This is a genomic window from Vibrio chagasii, from assembly GCA_041879415.1.
GTDB lineage: Bacteria > Pseudomonadota > Gammaproteobacteria > Enterobacterales > Vibrionaceae > Vibrio.
In genome coordinates this window covers 2,319,743-2,342,663 of sequence record CP090851.1, presented here as the reverse complement: position 1 = coordinate 2,342,663, position 22,921 = coordinate 2,319,743, and the positions used below count along the sequence as shown (strand labels likewise).

Here is a 22,921-nt window from a genome sequence, read left to right as displayed (position 1 = left end):
TTGGCGAACTGCGTGCATCGTTACTCGCTGAATCACTCTCAGGTAGCACATGATGAATAGGCTCAAGTCATTGCTATCATGGGTTAAATCTGGCTCGCCGTGGATCTGGCTAACCGGTGGGGCAGTGAGCATCAGTATGCTTTCGGTTCTTGGGTTGATGCTGTTGATCGGCTGGAAAGGGCTGACCTACTTTTGGCCTGCGCCTTTGTATCAGTGGCAAGTCGACTCTAAAGATCTATCTTTGGTTGTGGACCTCGATGAAACCGTATCTCAACAAGATGTGTTGATCGGTCAGCTGTATGAACGCAAATACATTCCAATAGAGCAAGTTCCGCAAGCTCACGATCTACTATCACCCCAGAACATTGCTACAGGGTTGATACAACGTTTGAGCATCAAGGTGGCGAATAGAGAACTCTATCCTGCTGATTTTGTCTCGATTCTGGATGTGAATTTACTCGAGCCTACTACTCCCCGAGATTGGGCGGTGATAGAGCGTAGCCGAGGTGGTTACTTTTTTGGTAAGCCGGTTGGTTTTAAAACAGCATCGGGAACTTTTTACACCGATATCGACCAAAAGCTTAAAGATGGTTTAGCTTTCGCTGACACCTTGCGTGCTGAAACGTCACGCGTGGTAAACCAAGAGATTCGTAACATCAGCTGGCAGTTGGAAAACTTACGTCTAGAAAAGCGTAAGTTAGAACTTAATGAGTCTGTGAGCGATGAGTACCTTAAAACTTATACCGCAACTAGGCTTGAGCTCAATAAGCAGTTAGATGAAGCCGAAATCAAGCTAGAGCACCTCAGAACACAGTTGAATGTTGAGAGTTTACTTGTTGAAGATATGACGGGTGAGCAGGTTGAAATCTCGCTCAGTCATATTCTGGATTACTGGTATCCGAACAATATGTCTTACCTTGAGAAGGTAGGGCACTGGGGTCACCAAGTGTGGAAGTTCTTATCAGAAAACCCACGCGAGTCTAATTCAGAAGGCGGCGTCTTCCCAGCTATCTTTGGTACAGTGTTACTGGTTATTCTGATGTCGATTGTGGTGATGCCTCTTGGGGTGGTGGCGGCGATCTACTTACATGAATACGCGAAAAACAATGCGCTTACCCGTTTGATTCGAATTGCGGTTATCAACCTAGCCGGTGTGCCTTCAATCGTGTATGGCGTTTTTGGTTTAGGTTTTTTCGTTTATACCATTGGTGGCTCGATCGATACTCTGTTTTATGCAGAGCGACTACCTGCCCCTACCTTTGGGACACCAGGCTTACTTTGGTCTGCACTGACTTTGGCTGTGTTGACACTCCCTGTCGTGATTGTGACGACCGAAGAGGGTTTAACTCGTATCCCAAGCTCGGTAAGGCATGGCTCTTTAGCGCTCGGCGCGACTCAGTTTGAGACCTTGTGGCGCATTGTTCTGCCTATGGCAAGCCCTGCGATCATTACCGGCTTGATCTTGGCGATTGCAAGAGCTGCGGGTGAAGTGGCTCCATTAATGCTGGTAGGTGTTGTAAAACTTGCATCAAGCTTGCCTGTTGATAGTCAGTTTCCGTACATACACTTAGATAGAAAGTTCATGCATTTAGGCTTTCATATCTATGATGTTGGATTTCAAACATCGAATATAGAGGCTGCGCGTCCATTGGTGTATGCGACTTCGTTTTTATTGGTTACGGTTATCGTGGGGCTGAATTTAACGGCGATTAATATCCGTAATAACTTACGTGAAAAGTACCGAACCTTAGGACAAGATTAAGATGTTCTCAATTAATGAAACCTTGGGTTACCAAGCACCTTTAGATGTACATAATCTAAAGGAAGAACAAATTGCTATCTCGATTGAAGGGCTCAATCTTTACTACAAAGAAAGCCAAGCGCTCGATGATATCTCTATGAAGATACCCAAAGGGCAGGTGACGGCATTTATCGGTCCTTCGGGGTGTGGTAAGTCGACCTTACTACGTTGTATCAATCGTATGAACGATCTTGTCGAAGGCTGCAAAGTTTCCGGAAAAGTGAAGCTTCATGGCAAGAATATCTACCATCCTAAAGTTGATGTTGCGACTCTGCGTCGCCGTGTCGGTATGGTGTTTCAGCGCCCAAACCCGTTTCCTAAATCTATCTATGAAAATGTGGTTTATGGACTGAGGCTGCAAGGTGTGAGCAACAGCCGAGATCTTGATGATGCCGTAGAACGATCACTGCGTGCTGCTGCATTGTGGGATGAAGTAAAAGATCGTTTACATGAGAATGCTTTCGGTTTGTCTGGTGGTCAGCAGCAGCGTTTGGTGATTGCACGTGCTGTCGCGATTGAGCCGGAGGTCTTGTTGTTGGATGAGCCGACATCGGCATTGGATCCTATTTCAACATTGACGATTGAAGAGCTAATCAACGACCTCAAGACGCAATATACGGTTGTCATCGTAACGCATAACATGCAGCAGGCTGCGCGTGTGAGTGACCATACTGCCTTTATTCATATGGGAAAATTGATCGAGTACTCAGATACGGATTCAATATTTACGTCGCCATTGAAAAATCAAACGGAAGACTACATTACTGGTCGATACGGTTAACTGTACCGTTCTCATCATTGGAGCTAAGTCACTCCAATATAAATGACTTATCCATTTCTTTTTAAGGAGCTGACATGCAATTTGGTCGCCACATCTCAGGACAATTCAACGTCGAGTTAGAGTCTATCCGTACCCATGTATTGACTATGGGTGGGTTGGTGGAGCAGCAACTCTCTTTTGCGATGCAGGCACTCCATAAAGATGATTTGGAACTAGCGAAGAAAGTGATTCGTGATGACCATAAAGTTAATGCGATGGAAGTGTCGATTGATGAGGCATGTACTCGTATTATCGCTAAGCGTCAGCCAACGGCAAAAGATCTGCGTTTGATAATGGCGATCATCAAGACGATTACTGACCTGGAGCGTATTGGTGATGTTGCTTCGAAGATCGCACAGGGTGCTATTGATATCCCTTCGACAAAAGAACAAAAATTCCATGTATCGCTAGAGCCTCTATGCCGACAAGCAATCACCATGCTACACCAAGTTTTAGACGCATTTGCTCGCATGGATGTGGATGCGGCAGCAGAGGTACATAAACTTGATGACAAATTGGATGCTGAATACGAAGCGGTGATTCGTCAATTGATGACTTATATGATGGAAGACCCGAAGAATATTCCTAACATCTTGCAAGTGATGTGGTCTGCGAGAGCCATTGAGCGAGTGGGGGATCGTTGCCAGAATATCTGTGAGTACATTATCTACTTCGTTAAAGGCAAAGATGTGCGTCACCTTGGCGATCAGAGCCTAGATGACGCACTAAAGTAAACAGCTTAGCTAGAAGCTCAGTATAGCGCCTAGGTTTAAGTTGATAGTGGTGTTGTAAGGTACAAAAGTCTTATTGTGATCAAACAGATTCAAGTCGGCCCCCGCTCTGAGTGCGAGTATTGGCGTTGCTTGATACACATAGGCACCACCTAAACTTAAGCCTGTCGCAGTCTTACTTTCCGTAATGTCAGAACGTGTCTTTTCACCGTCGTAGTCGGCAAATCCAATCTCAGCTTGAAAGCCGTGAATTTGCTGTGAACCAAACATGTTCTGGATACCAATCCGATACGAGTTTACCGTTTCATCATAACGACCACTCTCGTACCAAATATCTGAGTAGCTTACGTAAAGCGCACCTAGATCCGCGACATCAGTCAAGCCAACCTGAACACCAAATCCATGATAAGGGCCTATTTTAAATTCTGGTGAAAGGTGAAGACCGGTTGAAAAAGCTGAGGTTGAGAATAAAGCTGACACTAGGAGAAGAGTTCTAAATTTCATAGTACCACCGAGGTAAATTGATGCACTCCTTAGCATTAACTTATCCTTATGAAGATCTAATTAAAAGAATGGCTTAGTGGGGATGAAGGCTCATGACAAGCTAACTTGTGCTATTTATCATTCAACACTCCAATCACACTAACCTTTTATTTGTTGAAGTCCCCACCATCCATAGCAGGGAGAGAGTGCTCTATTTAAAGCTGTACTGAAGGCCAACGCCGCCAGCAACATCTGAAGATGAGTATTTACCTGATGTTTCATAGTGGAAAGTGCCAGAAACACTTAGGCTTTCATTGATTCCGTATGCGCCGCCTAACGCAAGTGCTTCTTTCGATCCTGCAAAGCCAACACCCGCACCAATAGCAAATTCACCGTTGGTAACGAATGGACGAGCATTCGTTACAGCGTGCAAACTTGCACGAATACCATCCATTTGTTCAGCATGATCATTGAACTTCGCATTATATTCTGCGGCCATTGCATTGAAGCTTAATTCAAGAGCAGATGCTCGCTCAGCTTCAGTTGGGCCTGAGATGTCTGGAAGTTCACCATCTATAGGTGGCTGCCATGGTGTATTTTCAATTGGCTGAGACGGCTCAGGTAATTTAGGTTGAGTTGGGGTCTGTTCAATCGGATTTATTGGTTTTGGTAATTCAATTGGGTTTGATGGCTGTTCATTCCAGATAGGGTTTTGAACATCAACATCTGCGATCGCAGGAAGTGAAAATACAGTAGCTAGTGACACTGCAATAATTGACTTTTCATTGAATACACTCTCAATAAGATTAAATATTGAGCATCCTTACTATGGTTTAATTTATTGACTCCGTGTCGATGGAGTAAATATTAAACAGTGTATTATTTTTAGGCTAAGTAGGTGTTTTTATACTTGTGATAAGTCTTGCTTATTAACCTGTTCTATCAGGGCTTGTTTGATCTCTGAAAATAGCCAGAGAGTTATTGGAGCGTTCCGGTTTTTGATATGCATGTGAGCATGAATTGGAATTTGGTAATGCTCCCCTTCAACTAACACATCAATCGCTCTTAAGCCTGGGTAATTCTCCACTGGAAATATATTGGAGTGGGGCATGTACATGTCGGTGTGTAAGATCACATCGATAATGGCCATAATAAGTTCTGAACGAAAACCAACTTTGTGTTCAATAGAGTAGCTCTCAAGTAACTTTGCTGCGTAACTATAATTATCATTCCAACCAGGAGAAATCATTGAAGCTATTTCAAAACCAGCCATGTCCTTTGGTTCTATTAGGGACTTTTTGATTGGATGGTCTTGCCTAACAAAAATGCGCCCAGTTAGGTCTAGGAGCTTCTTAGCGTAAACCTCTTTTGTTGAATTGGGAATGACATAACTAACACCTAAGTCGATGATGCCTTTTTGTATATCTTCTTGCGTCGATAGGTTCCAACTTAATAGTTCCAGTTGAGCGTTAGGTGCTTGCGCTTTTATCCGCGCATATAGAGAGCCGGAAAGACAAGTAAGTACTACAGGAGAGAGTGCTAGGCGGATCTTATAATCAATATCGCTAGGTTGAAATTGAATCGATTTATTGAGTGCTGATTCTAATCCATGAAAGTAAGGGGTTATTGTATTGGCAAGGTCTTCACAAAACGCAGTAGCTTGCAGTCCTCCATGCACTTTCACGAATAGATCATCTGAAAAGTGATGACGTAGTTTCTGTAGAGCTTGACTCACTGCTGGCTGAGAGACGAATAAACGCTCTGCTGCCTTTCTGGTGTTTTTTTCCTGGTAAACAATCAAAAAGGTACGCAATAGGTTTAAATCAAGAGAGCTGAATAGATCCTTAGCCATAACATTCCATGAGTTGCCATATTGAGTTTACTAATATACGTGACTTCTAAGCTTTTACTAGCCATGTTGTGTTGGTGTTTAGTCAGCTCTCGGTGTTTATCTATTTGTTAAGCGAGGCTATCAGGTTTTGAATCTTTGCCGTGCTCGTTACTGGGATTAAGTAATCGTCTACATCATCATGCCCCATTTGAGCTTGAGAGGCTTGTGTTATTAAGCTTGGTCTTGTCGACTTGCCAGATAGATGCAGTGCTTGAACGCCAGTGTGCTTAAGAATTTCTCGGCCATTTTCAGCGGTAACGCCTGCCCCAGCCATAATGTCTAAGCGGCCTTGAGTGAGCTTAACCATTTCCTTGAGAATATCTTTTCCTTGCTCCGCGTTACTTGCTAAACCTGAAGTTAAAACACGTTCACAACCAAGTTCGACAATCTGTTCTATGGCTTTTTGGTAATCCTTAAGTTGGTCTATAGCACGATGAAAGGTCACGCCAAGTTTTAGCTGGTGGGCTTTTGAGGTTAGTGCTTTCATAGCAGCCATGTCTATTTCACCTTGAGCGGTAAGCACACCTAATACCACACCATCTAAACCAGCATCGGCAGCGGCTTGGATATCATCAAGCATGCACATCATATCGTCATTATCGAAGATGAAGTCGCCTTGTCTTGGGCGAATCATGGCATACACGGGGACCGATGAGATGCGAGCGGCTTGCTTCATCATTCCTAGGCTTGGAGTTAATCCACCAAGTGCTAGTGAAGAGCAGAGCTCAATACGATTTGCTCCGCCTGCTAGAGCATTATGTAGAGATTCTAGGTTATCGATACAAACTTCAATTTCGATGTTCATGATATTTAACTCGTTCAAATTGAGACTGAGGAAATCATAGCAATCTTGAGACGATTCTGAATAGGTAGTGATAGAGGAAAATAGAGGTAAAGTTTCGCTTTGCGGTTACCCCTATTCATAGTGGAGGTGAGCAAGGAATAAATCATTGTGGAAGCAATAGGTGCAAAAAGCCCGAAGCGTTAACTTCGGGCTTTGGATAAGACTTTACTTCTTAACTGATTGGCGGTGCGCTTTGCGCTGTAGCTTATGCTTTATTTCTCTTTATAGAGAGTCATCCAACCATTCACCCGTGTTGAGTCGGGCTTAAGAATGTAATTACTTGCTTAGGTCGTCAGCGTGCTCAGATAGGAATGCTGCAACACCTTTTGGAGATGCGTCCATACCTGATTTACCTTCTTCCCATTGTGCAGGACAAACTTCACCGTTCTTCTCGTGGAAGTTTAGTGCATCTACCATGCGTAGCATTTCGTCGATGTTACGACCTAGTGGAAGATCGTTAACTACTTGGTGACGTACAAGGCCGTCAGCGTCGATTAGGAAAGAACCACGGAAAGCAACGCCTGCTTCTGGGTGCTCAACATCGTATGCTTTGCAGATTTCGTGCTTAACGTCAGCAACTAGTGGGTATTTAACTTGACCGATACCGCCGTCAGCGATAGCAGTGTTACGCCATGCGTTGTGAGAGAATTGAGAATCGATAGAAACACCGATTACTTCAACGCCTTTAGCTTGGAAATCTTCTAGACGGTTGTCGAAAGCGATTAGCTCTGAAGGACAAACGAAAGTGAAGTCTAGTGGGTAGAAGAAAACAACCGCTTTCTTACCTTTAGTGAATTCTGCGAAGTTGAAGTTATCAACGATCTCACCGTTACCTAGAACAGCTGCTGCAGTAAAGTCAGGGGCTTGACGACCTACTAGTACCATTTTGGAATCTCCTAAAAAATTAGTTGGCCCAACACATCTTTGTTTGGGCTCCGTTTCTACGCGACAAACTATAGTACAATCGGTACTATAGAAAAAAGCGAATTAAATAGATTAAGTTCATCGAAAAAAGCGATAAGCTTATTCTTTGTCCTTTTCTCAGGTCTTAGGACCTTCGTGTAACTTATCCTACTCATATTACAAAGTAATTTCATGAATAAATGGCCAAGTCTTAAGCAACTTCACTATCTTGTTACTCTTCACGAAACACGCCACTTTAGCGACGCCGCTGATCGCTGTTTCGTTAGCCAATCTACTCTGAGTAAAGGTATCCAAAACCTAGAAGAGCTGATCGGTTGCCCTTTGTATGAGAAGAAAGATAAAAAGAGCCCACTCGTTTTCACTCAAGCGGGAGAGCTGGTGGTTAAGCATGGCCGAGAGTTATTGGCGAAAGGGCAGGACTTGGTTGAACTCGGAAACCTATGTAATGGCGATGCGATGCAAGGTCAGCTGCGAGTAGGGTGCATTCCTACCATTGCGCCATTTCTTTTGTGCGATTTAGTACAAGAAGCCAACCAACGCTTTCCTCAATTAAATCTGCTGTTGCGCGAAGACACCACAACGAACTTACTCGCGGCACTGCGCCACGGTGAGTTAGATGTACTGATTCTGGCTCTGCCTGTTGATATCGACAACATGGAGAGCAAAGTGGTTGGACAAGATCCTTTTAGAATGGTGATCAGCCGTAATCAAGCAGATGGTATTAGTGTCCCTATTAAATATGACGACCTACCAGACGAATCGGTATTCTTGTTGGAGAACGAGCACTGTTTAACTGAGCACGCGGTGTCAGCGTGTAAGTTAACCGACAAAGAGAAAATAAACCCTTTCACCGCCACAAGCCTCCATACATTGGTGCAAATGGTCGCGAACGGTTTAGGAACCACCTTTATTCCACAAATGGCTATCGACCATGGATTGCTGGAAAATCAAAACCTAGTTGTGATCGATCCTCCTGGCCAGCAAGCGTACCGTGATATTGGCCTGGTGTGGCGCCCTAGCTCATCACGCCGTGAAACCTTCCACCAATTAGCGGATGTGGTGTCTGAGTTACTTTAAGAGACATCATTGAGAAGCGAATTTAATTTATACCTTTGAGCGGCAATTTAAGCCGCTCTTTGTTTTGCACACTCAACGGTTAATCCACTTCAGCTTCTTCTGGCTCTACTTCTTCTTGTAGTTCAAGCAAGTTAATCGCGATGGTGACGAAGTCACTGTCGGTGATGATGCCAACCAGTTCGCCGTGGCTGACCACTGGTAAGCAGCCCACTTTGTGCTTCTGCATGTAAATAGCTGACTCTTTTAACCCAGCTCGAGGCTCTACTGACATAACGTTTTTGTGCATGATGTCATTTAGGGGAGTAGATAGGGTAAAAGATTGAGCTGGTGGAATGTTTTGTAGGCTAGATTCTTGGGCGGCGAGAACGTCTCGTTGGGTCACTACACCCAATAGTTTTCTATCGGCATCGACGACAGGGATATGGCGGATATCAAGCGCTTCCATGGTGTGCTTAGCATCGGCCAATGAGTGTGAGCGCAATAAAGTATGAGGGTTGCGAGTCATCATATCTTCAACCTTGATCATACGAACCTCCTTATTATTTATTTGTTGTTCTCACTATAGTTTTTTATCCAAAAAATAACTGAGAGCTGGCGCATTTTTGGGTGAGTTTTACACAACTATTTCATTTCACTGGAGAGCGGATTAAGTCGCATAATTTTACGCCTCTTTACAATAATCCCTAGCTGTAAACCTTGCTATTGCGGCTCGTGTGCCTATACTAGCCCACTGCGAAATTTTTAGTCGCGTCTACTCATTCATCAACCAAACAAGACCAGAAAAATGCAAGTTTCAGATTTTCACTTTGACCTACCAGATGAACTCATTGCTCGCTACCCTCAAGAAGAGCGTACAGCAAGCCGCCTGCTTAAATTAGATGGCAATAACGGCAACCTAACTGATGGTTCGTTCAAGGACGTTTTAGATTTGGTGGAACCGGGCGATCTGGTTGTTTTCAATAACACGCGCGTTATCCCAGCTCGTGTATTTGGTCGCAAAGCTTCAGGCGGTAAGCTTGAGGTGTTGGTTGAGCGTATGCTGGATGAGAAAAGCATTCTGGCGCATGTTCGTTGTTCTAAATCACCAAAGCCGGGTACTAAGCTGTTCCTTGGTGAGAATGATGAGTACGAAGCAGAAATGGTAGCGCGTCATGATGCGTTATTTGAAATCCATTTCACATCAGATCAAAGCGTTCTAGAGATTCTGAACAGTGTTGGTCACATGCCATTGCCTCCTTATATTGATCGTCCAGATGAAGACGCAGATAAAGAGCGTTACCAGACGGTCTATAATGAAAAGCCAGGTGCGGTAGCTGCACCAACAGCGGGTCTTCACTTTGACGACAAGCTAATGGCCGACATGAAAGCTAAAGGTGTTGAGTTCGCTTATGTAACGCTACACGTTGGCGCGGGCACATTCCAGCCAGTAAAAGTAGACAACATCAACGATCACCACATGCATGCAGAGTACGTTGAAGTACCGCAAGAAGTGGTGGATGCGGTTGCGGCAACAAAAGCACGCGGCGGACGCATTATCGCAGTGGGCACGACATCGGTTCGTTCTTTAGAGAGTGCAGCACAAGACGCTCTGAAAAATGGTACAGAGTTAGTGCCGTTCTTTGGTGATACAGAAATCTTTATTTTCCCTGGTTATGAATACCAGTTGGTTGATTGTCTTATCACTAACTTCCACCTACCTGAATCGACACTGATCATGTTGGTGAGTGCGTTTGCAGGTTACGACCATGTGATGGCTGCATACGATCATGCAGTGAAGAGCGAATACCGCTTCTTCAGCTATGGTGACGCGATGTTCATCAACAAGAAAACGAGCTAATTTAAGCTGGTTATAAGCGATATAAATAAGAATTTACGGGTGCTAGCAGTAAGCTAGGAGTCGGGCAGGGTCTCTGTCTAATCTCTCGCAAGGAATACGCGACCGCTCCTCATAGAGTATTAAGGCTAACTTAAGCTCTGAATTAACAGTCAGATTGTTTCTCTGGCATATTGGAGGCTTCGTGAAATTAAAATACGAACTTAAAAAAACAAACGCTGGTGCACGTCGTGGTCAACTTCAGTTTGAGCGCGGTACTGTTGAAACACCAGCATTCATGCCTGTAGGTACTTACGGTACTGTAAAAGGTATGACTCCTGAAGAAGTAAAAGACACAGGTGCTGAAATCCTACTAGGTAACACGTTCCACCTATGGCTACGTCCTGGTCAAGAAATCATGAAAATGCACGGTGACTTACACGATTTCATGAACTGGCAAGGTCCTATCCTGACCGATTCAGGCGGCTTCCAAGTATTCAGCTTAGGTGCGATGCGTAAAATCACTGAAGAGGGTGTTCACTTCCGTAACCCGGTAAACGGTGACAAGATCTTCATGGACGCTGAGAAGTCTATGGAAATCCAAAAAGACCTAGGTTCAGACATCGTAATGATCTTCGATGAGTGTACGCCTTACCCTGCGACACATAAAGAAGCGAAAGACTCAATGGAGATGTCTCTTCGTTGGGCTGAGCGTTCTCGTAACCACTTCGACAAACTTGAAAACCCGAACTCACTATTCGGTATCGTTCAAGGTGGTGTGTACGAAGACCTACGTGATGTCTCTGTTAAAGGCCTAACTGAAATTGGCTTTGATGGATACGCAGTAGGTGGTCTAGCAGTAGGCGAACCAAAAGAAGACATGCACCGCATTCTTGAGCACACATGTCCTCAACTGCCAGAAGATAAGCCACGTTACCTAATGGGCGTAGGCAAACCGGAAGACCTAGTTGAAGGTGTTCGTCGTGGTATCGACATGTTTGACTGTGTAATGCCAACGCGAAATGCACGTAACGGTCACCTGTTTGTGACTGAAGGTGTGATCAAGATCCGTAATGCGAAGCATAAAACTGATACAACACCACTAGATTCAGAGTGTGACTGTTACACTTGTAAGAACTACAGCAAGTCGTACTTACACCATTTGGATCGTTGTAACGAAATCCTAGGTGCTCGACTGAACACGATTCATAACCTGCGTTTCTACCAACGAGTAATGTCTGACATTCGTCAGTCTATCGATGAAGACCGCTTTGAAGAGTTCGTTGCAGAGTTCTACGCAAGAATGGGGCGTGAAGTGCCGCCACTAGGTAAAGAATCTTAGTATTTCTTTTTTGCGAGCCCTGTCTCTCTTCGGAGGGATGGGGCTTGAAAATAAAGGGATACAACCCAATTAGACAAACAATTACGAAAATATAAATAGAGGATGTTTTAAATGTTTATTTCTCAAGCTCACGCAGCAGCAGAAGGTGCACCAGCAGGCGGCGGTTTCGAAATGCTTATCATGCTAGGTATGTTCGCTGTGATCTTCTACTTCATGATCTACCGTCCACAAGCTAAGCGCGTTAAAGAACACAAGAACCTAATGGCTTCTATGGGCAAAGGCGACGAAGTTCTTACTAGCGGCGGTCTGATCGGTAAAATCACTAAGATTGCAGAAGACAACGACTACGTTGCGATCGAACTGAACGCAAACAACGAAGTAGTTATCAAGAAAGACTTCGTTACAGCAGTGCTACCAAAAGGTACTCTGAAATCTCTATAAACAGCTAGAGGATCCTCGCTGTGCTAAACCGTTATCCGTTATGGAAGTACCTGATGGTGGTGTTTACCATTGCCGTCGCTGCGTTGTACGCACTTCCAAATATATACGGTGAAGATCCGGCAGTTCAAGTTACAGGGGCGCGTGGCGCCTCTGTAGATATGTCTACGCTGGATGCTGTCACCAATGCTCTTGAAGCAGAAAACCTTTCAACTAAATCCGTTGCTCTCGAAAACGGTTCCATTCTTGTTCGCTTTAACGACACAGACTCTCAAATTAGTGCTCGTGATGTTATCACTGAAGCATTAGATGAAGACGTTATCGTTGCATTAAACCTAGCGGCTTCAACACCGGATTGGCTTGAATCTATTGGTGCTGCACCAATGAAGCTTGGTCTTGACCTACGTGGTGGTGTTCACTTCTTGATGGAAGTGGATATGGACGCTGCAATGGAAAAGCTAGTTGGCCAACAAGAAGAAGCGTTCCGTAGTGAACTTCGTGAAGAGAAGATCCGTTACCGTGCTATTCGCCCATCGGGCAAAGATGCGGTAGAAGTGATTCTACGTAATGAAGAGCAGCTTGCTGAAGCGAAATCGCTACTGCAATCTAAGCACCAAGACATGACATTCGTAGACTCTGACTCGAATGGTCGTTTTTCTTTGATTGCTAACTTCACTGAAGCTCGTCTTCAAGAAATCCGTAACTACGCGGTAGAGCAAAACATTACCATTCTACGTAATCGTGTAAACGAACTTGGTGTTGCTGAGCCTTTGGTTCAACGCCAAGGCGCTAGCCGTATCGTAGTGGAATTGCCAGGTGTTCAAGACACGGCGCGTGCTAAAGAAATCCTTGGTGCGACAGCAACGCTTGAATTCCGTGAAGTTGATAGCAGTGCTGACTTAGCCGCTGCTGCTTCTGGTCGTGCCCCTGCAGGTAGCGAAATTAAGCAAGACCGTGACGGTCGCCCAGTGGTGCTTAAGAAGCGCGTTATCCTAGGTGGCTCTAGCATTACAGATGCAAGCTCAAGTGTTGATGAATATGGCCGTCCTCAAGTTAACATCTCGCTAGACAGCGAAGGTGGTAGCAAGATGTCTGCGTTCTCTCGTCAAAATATCGGTAAGCTAATGGCAACCGTATTTGCAGAGTACAAAGATAGCGGTCGTAAGACACCTGAAGGCAAAGTTATTCTTACTAAGCATGAAGAAGTGATCAACCAAGCGACGATTCAATCTGCTCTTGGCCGTAACTTCCGTATTACTGGTATCGACTCTACAGCTGAAGCTCATAATTTGGCACTTCTACTTCGTGCTGGTGCTCTGATTGCGCCTATCTCGATTGTTGAAGAACGTACGATTGGTCCATCTATGGGTCAACAAAACATCGATATGGGTATCATGGCGATGGTTTGGGGTATGGCTGCGGTAATGCTATTTACGCTACTTTACTACCGTAGCTTTGGTCTTATCGCGAACGTTGCGCTAATGGCGAACTTGGTATTGATTATTGGTGTGATGTCGATGATCCCAGGTGCAACCATGACGCTACCAGGTATTGCCGGTATCGTACTGACGGTCGGTATGGCAGTCGATGCCAACGTACTGATCTTTGAGCGTATACGTGAAGAGCTTCGAGAGGGACGCAGTCCACAACAAGCGATTCACCAAGGTTACGCGAACGCATTCAGCACAATTGCCGATGCGAACATCACCACGCTTCTAACAGCAATCATTCTATTTGCGGTTGGTACCGGTGCGATCAAAGGCTTCGCGGTAACGCTGTCTATCGGTATCCTGACTTCTATGTTTACAGCTATTGTCGGCACACGTTGTATCGTGAACCTGATGTATGGCGGCAAACGCGTTAAGAAACTGTCGATCTAAGGCTAGGAATTAATATGTTTCAGATTCTAAAAGCAGACAAAATGATCGACTTTATGCGTTGGTCAAAGGTTGCCTTCGTTCTTTCTATCTTGATGATTGGTACGGCTATCTTCACTCTTGCAACGAAATCGTTGAACTGGGGTTTAGATTTTACTGGCGGTACTCTGATTGAAGTTGGCTTTGAACAACCAGCACACCTTCCTGATATCCGTAGTGCACTTGAAGCCGAAGGCTTTGGTGATGCAACGGTACAGAACTTCGGTTCAGCTCGTGATGTAATGGTTCGTCTACGTCCTCGCGACGGCGTTGCAGGCGAGACACTTGGTAACCAAATCCTTTCAGCTATCGAGAAAGGCACAGGTGAGCAAGTTGAAATGCGTCGTATCGAGTTCGTTGGTCCTAATGTAGGTGATGAGCTAACAGAAGCGGGTGGCCTTGCTATCCTAGTTTCTCTTATCTGTATCTTGATCTACGTATCTGTGCGATTCGAATGGCGCTTGGCGGCAGGTGCGGTACTTGCACTGGCGCACGACGTTATCATCACGCTAGGCGTATTCTCTCTAATGCAAATTGAGGTCGACCTGACCATCGTAGCAGCCTTGCTAACGGTAGTCGGTTACTCCCTCAACGATACCATCGTTGTATTCGACCGTATTCGTGAGAACTTCCGTAAGATGCGTAAAGGCGAAGCCCCAGAAGTACTAAACAGCTCAATCACACAAACATTGAGCCGTACATTGATCACTTCTGGTACAACCTTGTTCGTAGTTATCGCACTGTTCGTTCAAGGCGGCGCTATGATTCATGGTTTCGCAACCGCACTTCTACTAGGTATTACGGTTGGTACTTACTCTTCTATCTACGTTGCATCTGCACTAGCGATGAAGTTGGGTATTACACGTGAACACCTAATGCCACCACAAGTGGAAAAAGAAGGTGAAGAGTTTGACGAAATGCCATAAGCCTTGGCTTAACAAGTTTCGTTAAACCAAAAAAACCGCTAGGTAACTAGCGGTTTTTTTATGCCTGCATTTTGTAGGAAAACTCAATACAAATTACGTTCGAGGTGAGTTGCACTTAATGTCATGAGCGCTATTCTGCTCGCATCTCGCATCTCGCATCTCGCATCTCGCATCTCGCATCTCGCATCTCGCATCTCGCATCTCGCATCTCGCATCCCTGAACCACAGATACAAAAAAGCCCCGCATGTGCGAGGCTTTGAATTTTTTAGCGCTCTATTAAATAGAGACTATTAACGTAAGGCCTGAATTATTTCAGCATACCTTCGTTTGCGTTCTCACGAACGTGCTTAAGAATAGCTTTAACACCACGTGCGCTAGAAGCTACAACGTTACCAGACTTCATGTAGTCAGTACCGCCAGCGAAGTCAGTTAGGATTGCACCAGCTTCACGTGCGATTAGGTCGCCAGCTGCTAGGTCCCAAGGTTTTAGGTCTAGCTCTAGGTAACCGTCAACACGGCCAGCTGCTAGGTAACATAGGTCAAGTGCTGGAGAACCAGTACGACGGAAATCAGAACAGTCGATGAATAGACCAGAGATGATCTTCATGAAAGACTCAGAGTGTTGCTTAGCTTTGAATGGGAAACCAGTTGCTAGAACAGTACCTTGAAGGTCTTTAAGTTGAGTAACACGCATACGAGCGTTGTTTAGTTGAGCACCAGCGCCACGTTGAGCTGTGAATAGCTCGTTTAGCATTGGGTCGTAAACACAAGCAACTTCTGTACGACCGTTCATACGAACAGCGATAGATACAGAGAAGTGAGGGAAACCTTTTACAAAGTTGTTGGTGCCATCTAGTGGGTCAACGATCCATTGTACGTCAGAGTCTTTACCTTCGATTAGGCCTTTCTCTTCAGAAATAATGCTGTGCTCTGGGTAAGATGCTTTGATTGTCTCAATGATCATGTACTCAGCTTCTTGAGCAATGTTAGTAACGTAATCGTTGTTACCTTTTAGAGACGTTTCGATCTTATCAGTTGTTTCTAGAGATTTAGCAATATGGTTGCCAGCTTTACGCGCAGCGCGTATCGCAATGTTTAGCATTGGATGCATATGGTTTTTCCCACAAGATGTTAAAGAACAATTTAAAGCGGCGGCGAGTATACCAAAGTTTTCCCAAAAGGGAAGTGGTTATTTTTTGAACTCTTAGATTCACATTACACGAAGGGTCTGACCATTTTACTTTGCGATGTGTTAATATCTCGCGATTATTTTTAAAGTGGTGTCATATAGCATGTTAGACAATGTAAAAGTCGTTCTGGTTGGTACGTCTCATTCGGGAAATATCGGATCAGCAGCTCGCGCAATGAAAGTGATGGGTTTAAGTCAGTTAGTTCTTGTAGACCCTCAGTGTGAAGTTGACGAGCAGACCTTAGCACTGGCTGCAGGCGCTGGTGACATCGCTGAAAACGCAGTGATCGTTTCTACGTTGGATGAAGCTGTAAAAGACTGCGGTTTGGTTGTCGGTTCAAGCGCTCGTTCACGTACCCTAGAGTGGCCAATGCTTGAGCCTCGTGAGTGTGGTGAAAAGTTTGCTGTTGAAGGCCAAAAGCACCCAGTAGCGTTAGTATTCGGTCGTGAGCGCACAGGCCTTACGAATGAAGAACTACAAAAGTGTCACTACCACGTATGTATTCCTGCAAACCCTGAATACAGCTCGCTAAACCTAGCGATGGCCGTGCAGACACTGAGCTACGAAGTACGTGTTGCGCACCTTGACATGGTGGCTAGCCAATACAAGCCACAGCCTCAAGATGAGTACCCTCGTCACGATGAACTAGAAATGTTCTATGAACACCTTGAAAAAGTCATCATTGATACCCAATTTATCTCTAAGGATAAACCAGGACAGGTGATGAATAAGTTACGTCGTCTGTTTAGCCGTGCGCGTCCAGAACTTCAAGAGATCAACACGCTTCGTGGTATTTTGACTTCTATCGAGAAGAGCAAAAATAGCCAGTAAAAGCCATGCTCACTGCAAGGATGAATACCTGACTAAAATAGTCAGGTAAAATACTTGACCAATTTAGTCGGGTATGGGAAGATTCCAACCACATAAACAATGTGGATACGGTGTGATATGAAACTTACATCTAAAGGAAGATATGCGGTAACGGCTATGCTAGATGTAGCACTGCATTCGCAAAAAAGCCCAGTTCCTCTGGCTGACATCTCAGAGCGACAAGGCATCTCGTTATCTTACTTAGAGCAACTTTTTTCTAAGTTACGTAAAGCTGGCTTAGTTGCTAGTGTTCGTGGCCCAGGTGGTGGTTACCGTCTTGGTGCTGAAGCGGGCGACATCGCTGTCGGAACTGTGATTGCAGCAGTTGACGAATCAGTAGATGCAACTAAGTGTCACGGTCGAGCAGATTGTCAAGGTGGCAGTCGTTGTTTAACTCACACTCTTTGGCGTGATTTAAGCTCCCGAATCAGCAGCTTCTTAAACGACATCACTCTTGGTGAGTTGATGAAAGATAACGAAGTTTTAGAGATTTCTGATCGCCAAGATATTGATCTTGCGGTTAATAATAGTTTTGCACATAAAAATACGAGCACTACAACGATTAGTGCAGCACCTCACGGTGTTAATGCCCGCTCATAGCGGTCAGTTTTTACATTGGAGTAGAAAATGAAACTGCCTATTTACTTTGACTATTCAGCTACATGCCCAGTCGATCCACGAGTTGCTGAGAAAATGGTTCAGTGCATGACGATGGATGGTAACTTCGGTAACCCTGCATCTCGTTCACACCGTTACGGCTGGCAGGCAGAAGAAGCAGTAGATAATGCTCGTGAGCAAATTGCTGACCTACTAAATGCAGACCCACGTGAAATTGTTTTCACTTCTGGTGCTACAGAGTCAGATAACCTTGCTATTAAAGGTGCTGCGCACTTTTACGAGAAGAAAGGTAAGCACGTAATCACGTGCAAAACAGAACACAAAGCGGTTCTTGATCCATGTCGCCAACTAGAGCGTGAAGGTTTTGAGGTAACTTACCTAGAGCCAGAAGCAAACGGCATCATCGATCTAGACAAGCTACAAGCTGCAATGCGTGAAGACACAGTTCTTGTTTCTATCATGCACGTAAACAACGAAATCGGCGTTATCCAAGATATCAATGCAATCGGCGAACTATGTCGTTCTCGCAAGATCATCTTCCACGTTGATGCGGCTCAGTCTGCGGGTAAAATCCCACTAGACGTTAAAGAGACTAAAGTTGACCTAATCTCACTTTCAGCTCACAAGATGTACGGCCCTAAAGGTATCGGTGCACTTTACGTTCGTCGTAAGCCGCGTATCCGTCTTGAAGCGCAGATGCACGGTGGCGGTCACGAGCGTGGTTTCCGTTCTGGTACGCTTGCTACTCACCAAATCGTGGGTATGGGCGAAGCATGTGCTATCGCTAAGCAAGACATGCAGAAAGATTTCGATCACGCACTAGCGCTTCGTGAGCGTCTACTGAAAGGTGTTCAAGATCTAGAAGCAGTAACAGTAAACGGTGACTTAGACCAACGTGTACCACACAACCTAAACGTGAGCTTTGCTTTCGTTGAAGGTGAGTCTCTGCTTATGTCTCTTAAAGACCTAGCGGTATCATCGGGTTCTGCATGTACATCAGCAAGCCTAGAGCCATCGTACGTTCTACGTGCTCTTGGTCTAAACGATGAACTGGCACACAGCTCAGTACGTTTCTCATTCGGCCGTTTCACAACGGAAGAAGAAATTGACTACGCGATTGCACAAATTCGTGTAGCGGTAAACAAATTACGCGACATGTCTCCTCTATGGGATATGTATAAAGAAGGGATTGATCTGGACACTGTTGAGTGGGCACATCACTAATCTCACGGATATAGAGGATTCGAGGTAACTATCATGGCATATAGCGAAAAAGTAATTGATCACTACGAAAACCCACGTAACGTAGGTTCGTTTGATAAAGAAGACCCAAGTGTAGGTAGCGGCATGGTTGGCGCACCAGCTTGTGGTGACGTAATGAAACTGCAAATCAAGGTAACACCAGAAGGTATTATCGAAGACGCAAAATTCAAAACTTACGGTTGTGGTAGCGCAATCGCTTCTAGCTCACTAGTAACAGAGTGGGTTAAAGGTAAAAGCATTGATGAAGCGGCTGCTATCAAAAACTCTGAAATCGCAGAAGAGCTTGAGTTGCCACCAGTGAAGGTTCACTGTTCAATTCTTGCTGAAGATGCAATCAAAGCAGCAGTTGCGGATTACAAAAAGAAGCGTTAATCGTCTCCTAAAGTAATCCTCCAAAATAAGTAATATTTGGGAGCATCCTTTGTGCTCCCCCTGAGTTCTCAATTTATATAAAACACAAGGTTGTAGTATGGCCATCACCATGACAGAGACGGCAGCAAGTCGAGTTCAAGCTTTCCTAGATAACCGAGGCAAAGGTATCGGGTTACGCTTAGCGGTTAAAACCACTGGCTGTTCGGGCATGGCGTATGTACTAGAGTTCGTTGACGAGCTTAACGAAGAAGACCAAGTGTTTGAGCATTCAGGTGTGAAGGTTATCATTGATCCAAAGAGCCTAGTTTACCTAGACGGTACTGAGCTTGATTACGTCAAAGAAGGCCTAAACGAAGGTTTTGAATTCAACAACCCTAACGCGAAAGGCGAGTGTGGTTGTGGTGAGAGCTTCAACGTATAAGCGATTGAATCGTTAAACGTTTATAGTGAGCGAAGAATAAAATTAGGCTCTGATTTAAGAGCCTAAACTTAGGACCACCGTTACATGAATCATTTCGAATTATTTGGGCTACCACTTCAGTTTCAGCTGGATGGTAGCCTTCTTTCTTCTCAGTTTAGAGATCTGCAACGCCAATTCCACCCTGATAACTTTGCTACAGCTTCTGAGCGAGACCGCCTACTAGCTGTGCAAAAAGCCGCGCAAATTAATGACGCGTATCAGGTGCTGAAGAATCCAATTAGCCGAGCAGAATACCTGTTAGTTCAACATGGTGAAGATATCCGTGGTGAGCAACAGACCATGCAAGATCCAATGTTCCTTATGGAGCAAATGGAACTGCGTGAAGAGCTTGAAGATATCGCCGACAGTTCTGATCCGGAAGATGCGTTGTTTGCATTTGAAGGAAAGGTTAGCAAAATGTATAAACAACAATTAAGCGCTATCCAACAAGAACTCGACAGCGAAGCATGGTTAGAAGCTGCCGACCGAGTAAGAAAGCTAAAGTTTATTGCAAAATTAAAGAATGAAATCGAGCTAGTTGAAGATCGTTTGATCGGCTAGTTGGTACAACAAGGACACATCCATGGCACTACTTCAGATTGCAGAACCAGGGCAAAGCGCCGCTCCTCACCAGCATAAGCTTGCTGTGGGTATTGATTTAGGTACAACAAATTCATTGGTTGCGTCAGTGCGCAGTGGTGAGGCGAGCACGCTCGTTGATCAAGATGGTCGTAGCATTCTGCCTTCCGTTGTTCATTATCAGTCAGACTCACATACGACTGGTGATGAAGCTCGTGCAAATGCACAGACTGATCCTAAAAACACCATTATCTCAGTTAAGCGATTGATTGGTCGCTCACTGGCTGATATTCAGCAACGATACCCATCTCTGCCATATCAGTTTGAAGAAAGTGATAATGGTCTACCTGTGATCCGTACAGAACAAGGCAACAAGAACCCGATTCAAGTATCTGCAGATATTCTGAAAGCACTAGGTCAACGTGCTGAGTCAACACTGGGTGGTGAGCTATCTGGTGCGGTGATTACCGTTCCTGCGTATTTCGATGATGCACAACGTGCTGGTACTAAAGACGCGGCGCAGCTGGCTGGTCTTCATGTGTTACGTCTTCTAAATGAACCAACGGCGGCAGCGATTGCTTACGGTCTGGATTCCGGCAAAGAAGGGGTGATCGCGGTTTACGACTTAGGCGGCGGTACGTTTGATATCTCGATTTTGCGCTTGTCTAAAGGTGTCTTTGAAGTTCTGGCAACTGGCGGTGATTCAGCATTGGGCGGTGATGATTTTGACCACCTTGTTGCTGACCACTTTCAAGAGCAAATTGGATTATCAGAGCTCACTGCTGAGCAGAACCGTGCACTTCTAGATGCAGCAACGGAAGCTAAAATTGGTTTGTCTGAATCTGAAAGTGTTGATGTTGAAGTATTAGGTTGGTCTGGTTCATTAACTCGTGAAGAGTTTGAAGAGATCATCAAGCCTCTAGTTAAGAAAACGCTACTTTCATGTCGTCGTGCTCTAAAAGATGCAGAAGTTGATGCGGATGAAGTGCTAGAAGTGGTAATGGTTGGTGGTTCAACTCGTACATTACTAGTACGTGAAATGGTGGGTGACTTCTTTGGTCGTACGCCATTAACCAGCATTAACCCTGATGAAGTGGTTGCTATTGGTGCGTCAATTCAGGCGGATATTCTCGTAGGTAACAAACCTGACTCAGAAATGTTGCTATTGGACGTAATCCCACTTTCACTGGGTATCGAAACCATGGGTGGCCTAGTAGAAAAGATCATTCCGCGTAACACCACGATCCCAGTAGCTCGCGCACAAGAATTTACTACGTTTAAAGACGGTCAAACTGCAATGACAGTGCATACCGTTCAAGGCGAACGTGAAATGGTTGACGACTGTCGCTCATTGGCTCGTTTTGCTCTGAAAGGCATTCCACCGATGGCTGCTGGTGCGGCGCATATTCGTGTGACTTACCAAGTGGATGCTGATGGCCTGCTATCAGTGACGGCTATGGAGAAGAGCACAGGTGTTCAAGCTGAAATCCAAGTGAAGCCTTCTTACGGTCTGAGCGATGATGAAGTTGCTAACATGCTGAAAGACTCAATGACGTTTGCAAAAGAAGACATGCAAGCGCGTGCTCTTGCTGAACAACGTGTAGAAGCAGACCGTGTTATTGAAGGTCTGATTGCAGCAATGCAAGCCGATGGCGATGAGCTACTTAACGAGCAAGAAAAACAGCAGCTTCTTCAGGCGATCGAAACCCTGATTGAAGCACGCAACGGCGACAATGCCGATGCCATTGAACAAGAAATTAAGAATACCGACAAAGCGAGCCAAGACTTTGCTTCACGTCGTATGGATAAATCAATTCGTGCTGCACTGTCAGGTCAGTCAGTCGATAATATTTAATAGTTAGAGAATAGATAAACATGCCAAAGATTATTGTTTTACCTCACGAAGATCTATGTCCAGAAGGCGCTGTTTTAGAAGCAAAAACTGGTGAAACGGTTCTTGATGTTGCACTAAAGGCCGGTATTGGTATTGAGCACGCATGTGAAAAATCGTGTGCATGTACAACATGTCACGTTGTGATCCGTGAAGGTTTCGATTCTTTAGAAGAGAGTGATGACCTAGAAGACGATATGCTTGATAAAGCATGGGGCTTAGAAATGGAATCTCGCCTAGGTTGCCAAGCGAAAGTCGCTGACGAAGACCTTGTTGTTGAGATTCCAAAGTACACGTTGAACCTAGCGTCTGAAGACCATTAAGAACTTCTCAGCAGTCATGGCGTTTGTCGCCATGACTGAGATAACGGTTTAACAAAACTGGCCTAGAATATAGATCATAAAAGTGACTAAGTGTCTCTGATAAATATAAGGAAGTGTTATGAGCTTGAAGTGGATTGATTCTCGCGATATCGCAATTGAGCTATGTGATTTGTACCCTGATACTGATCCTAAAACGGTACGTTTTACCGATCTGCACCAGTGGGTATTAGACCTTGAAGAGTTTGACGACGAGCCCAACCACTCGAACGAAAAGATCTTAGAGGCTATTATTTTGTGCTGGATGGATGAGATGGATTAATCATCACATCGATGATTTGGCTATGGAGT

25 protein-coding genes are annotated in these 22,921 nt (G+C 44.8%); 18 read left to right on the top strand and 7 right to left on the bottom strand.

Going from position 1 to position 22,921, the window contains the following annotated elements:
- The first annotated feature begins 52 nt into the window (after positions 1-52).
- The 3 genes from pstA to phoU all read left to right on the top strand — a co-directional run bounded on the left by pstA (position 53) and on the right by phoU (position 3,355).
- Positions 53-1,762, top strand: coding sequence for a phosphate ABC transporter permease PstA (gene pstA / locus L0991_10585; protein XGB63886.1), 1,710 nt, complete (start codon positions 53-55; stop codon positions 1,760-1,762).
- Position 1,763: 1 nt separating this feature from the next.
- On the top strand, positions 1,764-2,582 hold the full coding sequence (gene pstB, locus L0991_10580) for a phosphate ABC transporter ATP-binding protein PstB (GenBank protein ID XGB61862.1): 819 nt from the start codon (positions 1,764-1,766) through the stop codon (positions 2,580-2,582).
- A 74-nt stretch (positions 2,583-2,656) separates the two neighbouring features.
- The gene (phoU, locus tag L0991_10575) at positions 2,657-3,355 is read left to right on the top strand and encodes a phosphate signaling complex protein PhoU (GenBank protein ID XGB61861.1); all 699 of its coding nucleotides are present in this window, start codon (positions 2,657-2,659) and stop codon (positions 3,353-3,355) included.
- A 9-nt stretch (positions 3,356-3,364) separates the two neighbouring features.
- Here phoU and L0991_10570 read toward each other — a convergent pair whose 3' ends face one another.
- The 5 genes from L0991_10570 to L0991_10550 form a co-directional block, all read right to left on the bottom strand.
- Entirely contained in the window at positions 3,365-3,856 is a 492-nt protein-coding gene (locus L0991_10570) for a hypothetical protein (GenBank protein ID XGB61860.1), read from the bottom strand.
- A 190-nt stretch (positions 3,857-4,046) separates the two neighbouring features.
- Complete coding sequence (locus tag L0991_10565; protein XGB61859.1) at positions 4,047-4,601, bottom strand: YadA-like family protein; 555 nt, start codon at positions 4,599-4,601, stop codon at positions 4,047-4,049.
- 138 nt (positions 4,602-4,739) lie between these two features.
- Complete coding sequence (locus L0991_10560) at positions 4,740-5,687, bottom strand: LysR family transcriptional regulator (GenBank protein XGB61858.1); 948 nt, start codon at positions 5,685-5,687, stop codon at positions 4,740-4,742.
- Between the two features lie 100 nt (positions 5,688-5,787).
- A complete protein-coding gene (locus L0991_10555; GenBank protein XGB61857.1) occupies positions 5,788-6,531 on the bottom strand; it encodes a copper homeostasis protein CutC in 744 nt (247 codons plus the stop codon).
- 315 nt (positions 6,532-6,846) lie between these two features.
- Positions 6,847-7,455 (bottom strand): peroxiredoxin C, encoded by a 609-nt coding sequence (locus tag L0991_10550; protein XGB61856.1) that lies wholly within the window; start codon positions 7,453-7,455, stop codon positions 6,847-6,849.
- 210 nt (positions 7,456-7,665) lie between these two features.
- On the opposite strand from L0991_10550, the gene L0991_10545 reads away from it, so the two are divergent.
- Positions 7,666-8,571 (top strand): hydrogen peroxide-inducible genes activator, encoded by a 906-nt coding sequence (locus L0991_10545; GenBank protein ID XGB61855.1) that lies wholly within the window; start codon positions 7,666-7,668, stop codon positions 8,569-8,571.
- 79 nt (positions 8,572-8,650) lie between these two features.
- Here the strand turns inward: L0991_10545 and L0991_10540 are convergent, their stop codons facing one another.
- Positions 8,651-9,097, bottom strand: a complete 447-nt coding sequence (locus L0991_10540) for a CBS domain-containing protein (protein XGB61854.1) — start codon at positions 9,095-9,097, stop codon at positions 8,651-8,653.
- Between the two features lie 258 nt (positions 9,098-9,355).
- Here L0991_10540 and queA point away from each other — a divergent pair, with 258 nt between their 5' ends.
- The 5 genes from queA (at position 9,356) to secF (ending at position 15,006) form a co-directional block, all read left to right on the top strand.
- Positions 9,356-10,408 carry a tRNA preQ1(34) S-adenosylmethionine ribosyltransferase-isomerase QueA gene (queA, locus tag L0991_10535; protein ID XGB61853.1) on the top strand — a complete coding sequence of 351 codons (1,053 nt, stop codon included), beginning with the start codon at positions 9,356-9,358 and terminating at the stop codon, positions 10,406-10,408.
- Between the two features lie 181 nt (positions 10,409-10,589).
- The gene (gene tgt, locus L0991_10530; protein ID XGB61852.1) at positions 10,590-11,726 is read left to right on the top strand and encodes a tRNA guanosine(34) transglycosylase Tgt; all 1,137 of its coding nucleotides are present in this window, start codon (positions 10,590-10,592) and stop codon (positions 11,724-11,726) included.
- Between the two features lie 111 nt (positions 11,727-11,837).
- Positions 11,838-12,167 (top strand): preprotein translocase subunit YajC, encoded by a 330-nt coding sequence (gene yajC / locus L0991_10525; protein ID XGB61851.1) that lies wholly within the window; start codon positions 11,838-11,840, stop codon positions 12,165-12,167.
- A 53-nt stretch (positions 12,168-12,220) separates the two neighbouring features.
- The gene (gene secD, locus L0991_10520; protein ID XGB63885.1) at positions 12,221-14,044 is read left to right on the top strand and encodes a protein translocase subunit SecD; all 1,824 of its coding nucleotides are present in this window, start codon (positions 12,221-12,223) and stop codon (positions 14,042-14,044) included.
- Positions 14,045-14,058: 14 nt separating this feature from the next.
- Complete coding sequence (gene secF / locus L0991_10515; protein XGB61850.1) at positions 14,059-15,006, top strand: protein translocase subunit SecF; 948 nt, start codon at positions 14,059-14,061, stop codon at positions 15,004-15,006.
- Positions 15,007-15,314: 308 nt separating this feature from the next.
- Here the strand turns inward: secF and suhB are convergent, their stop codons facing one another.
- Positions 15,315-16,118, bottom strand: coding sequence for an inositol-1-monophosphatase (gene suhB / locus L0991_10510; protein ID XGB61849.1), 804 nt, complete (start codon positions 16,116-16,118; stop codon positions 15,315-15,317).
- Positions 16,119-16,299: 181 nt separating this feature from the next.
- Here suhB and trmJ point away from each other — a divergent pair, with 181 nt between their 5' ends.
- The 9 genes from trmJ (at position 16,300) to iscX (ending at position 22,892) form a co-directional block, all read left to right on the top strand.
- Positions 16,300-17,028: a tRNA (cytosine(32)/uridine(32)-2'-O)-methyltransferase TrmJ gene (trmJ, locus tag L0991_10505; GenBank protein ID XGB61848.1), complete on the top strand. Its 729-nt coding sequence runs from the start codon at positions 16,300-16,302 to the stop codon at positions 17,026-17,028.
- A gap of 117 nt (positions 17,029-17,145) precedes the next feature.
- The gene (gene iscR / locus L0991_10500; GenBank protein XGB61847.1) at positions 17,146-17,667 is read left to right on the top strand and encodes a Fe-S cluster assembly transcriptional regulator IscR; all 522 of its coding nucleotides are present in this window, start codon (positions 17,146-17,148) and stop codon (positions 17,665-17,667) included.
- Between the two features lie 27 nt (positions 17,668-17,694).
- A complete protein-coding gene (locus L0991_10495) occupies positions 17,695-18,909 on the top strand; it encodes an IscS subfamily cysteine desulfurase (protein ID XGB61846.1) in 1,215 nt (404 codons plus the stop codon).
- 33 nt (positions 18,910-18,942) lie between these two features.
- Positions 18,943-19,320 carry a Fe-S cluster assembly scaffold IscU gene (gene iscU, locus L0991_10490; GenBank protein ID XGB61845.1) on the top strand — a complete coding sequence of 126 codons (378 nt, stop codon included), beginning with the start codon at positions 18,943-18,945 and terminating at the stop codon, positions 19,318-19,320.
- A gap of 97 nt (positions 19,321-19,417) precedes the next feature.
- Positions 19,418-19,741 carry an iron-sulfur cluster assembly protein IscA gene (gene iscA, locus L0991_10485; protein ID XGB61844.1) on the top strand — a complete coding sequence of 108 codons (324 nt, stop codon included), beginning with the start codon at positions 19,418-19,420 and terminating at the stop codon, positions 19,739-19,741.
- Between the two features lie 84 nt (positions 19,742-19,825).
- Entirely contained in the window at positions 19,826-20,341 is a 516-nt protein-coding gene (hscB, locus tag L0991_10480) for a co-chaperone HscB (protein XGB61843.1), read from the top strand.
- A 22-nt stretch (positions 20,342-20,363) separates the two neighbouring features.
- Positions 20,364-22,214 carry a Fe-S protein assembly chaperone HscA gene (gene hscA / locus L0991_10475; protein XGB61842.1) on the top strand — a complete coding sequence of 617 codons (1,851 nt, stop codon included), beginning with the start codon at positions 20,364-20,366 and terminating at the stop codon, positions 22,212-22,214.
- A 20-nt stretch (positions 22,215-22,234) separates the two neighbouring features.
- Positions 22,235-22,573: an ISC system 2Fe-2S type ferredoxin gene (gene fdx, locus L0991_10470; GenBank protein ID XGB61841.1), complete on the top strand. Its 339-nt coding sequence runs from the start codon at positions 22,235-22,237 to the stop codon at positions 22,571-22,573.
- Positions 22,574-22,691: 118 nt separating this feature from the next.
- Complete coding sequence (iscX, locus tag L0991_10465; GenBank protein XGB61840.1) at positions 22,692-22,892, top strand: Fe-S cluster assembly protein IscX; 201 nt, start codon at positions 22,692-22,694, stop codon at positions 22,890-22,892.
- Positions 22,893-22,921 lie beyond the last annotated feature (29 nt).

Coding starts and splice junctions, on each gene's coding strand:
- queA (XGB61853.1), top strand. CDS start 9,356: ATGCAAGTTTCAGATTTTCACTTTGACCTACCAGATGAACTCATTGCT.
- L0991_10495 (XGB61846.1), top strand. CDS start 17,695: ATGAAACTGCCTATTTACTTTGACTATTCAGCTACATGCCCAGTCGAT.
- L0991_10540 (XGB61854.1), bottom strand. CDS start 9,097: ATGATCAAGGTTGAAGATATGATGACTCGCAACCCTCATACTTTATTG.
- L0991_10555 (XGB61857.1), bottom strand. CDS start 6,531: ATGAACATCGAAATTGAAGTTTGTATCGATAACCTAGAATCTCTACAT.
- L0991_10560 (XGB61858.1), bottom strand. CDS start 5,687: ATGGCTAAGGATCTATTCAGCTCTCTTGATTTAAACCTATTGCGTACC.
- yajC (XGB61851.1), top strand. CDS start 11,838: ATGTTTATTTCTCAAGCTCACGCAGCAGCAGAAGGTGCACCAGCAGGC.
- L0991_10570 (XGB61860.1), bottom strand. CDS start 3,856: ATGAAATTTAGAACTCTTCTCCTAGTGTCAGCTTTATTCTCAACCTCA.
- secF (XGB61850.1), top strand. CDS start 14,059: ATGTTTCAGATTCTAAAAGCAGACAAAATGATCGACTTTATGCGTTGG.
- iscA (XGB61844.1), top strand. CDS start 19,418: ATGGCCATCACCATGACAGAGACGGCAGCAAGTCGAGTTCAAGCTTTC.
- suhB (XGB61849.1), bottom strand. CDS start 16,118: ATGCATCCAATGCTAAACATTGCGATACGCGCTGCGCGTAAAGCTGGC.
- fdx (XGB61841.1), top strand. CDS start 22,235: ATGCCAAAGATTATTGTTTTACCTCACGAAGATCTATGTCCAGAAGGC.
- L0991_10550 (XGB61856.1), bottom strand. CDS start 7,455: ATGGTACTAGTAGGTCGTCAAGCCCCTGACTTTACTGCAGCAGCTGTT.
- pstA (XGB63886.1), top strand. CDS start 53: ATGAATAGGCTCAAGTCATTGCTATCATGGGTTAAATCTGGCTCGCCG.
- hscA (XGB61842.1), top strand. CDS start 20,364: ATGGCACTACTTCAGATTGCAGAACCAGGGCAAAGCGCCGCTCCTCAC.
- L0991_10545 (XGB61855.1), top strand. CDS start 7,666: ATGAATAAATGGCCAAGTCTTAAGCAACTTCACTATCTTGTTACTCTT.
- pstB (XGB61862.1), top strand. CDS start 1,764: ATGTTCTCAATTAATGAAACCTTGGGTTACCAAGCACCTTTAGATGTA.
- iscU (XGB61845.1), top strand. CDS start 18,943: ATGGCATATAGCGAAAAAGTAATTGATCACTACGAAAACCCACGTAAC.
- iscR (XGB61847.1), top strand. CDS start 17,146: ATGAAACTTACATCTAAAGGAAGATATGCGGTAACGGCTATGCTAGAT.
- secD (XGB63885.1), top strand. CDS start 12,221: ATGGTGGTGTTTACCATTGCCGTCGCTGCGTTGTACGCACTTCCAAAT.
- hscB (XGB61843.1), top strand. CDS start 19,826: ATGAATCATTTCGAATTATTTGGGCTACCACTTCAGTTTCAGCTGGAT.
- iscX (XGB61840.1), top strand. CDS start 22,692: ATGAGCTTGAAGTGGATTGATTCTCGCGATATCGCAATTGAGCTATGT.
- trmJ (XGB61848.1), top strand. CDS start 16,300: ATGTTAGACAATGTAAAAGTCGTTCTGGTTGGTACGTCTCATTCGGGA.
- phoU (XGB61861.1), top strand. CDS start 2,657: ATGCAATTTGGTCGCCACATCTCAGGACAATTCAACGTCGAGTTAGAG.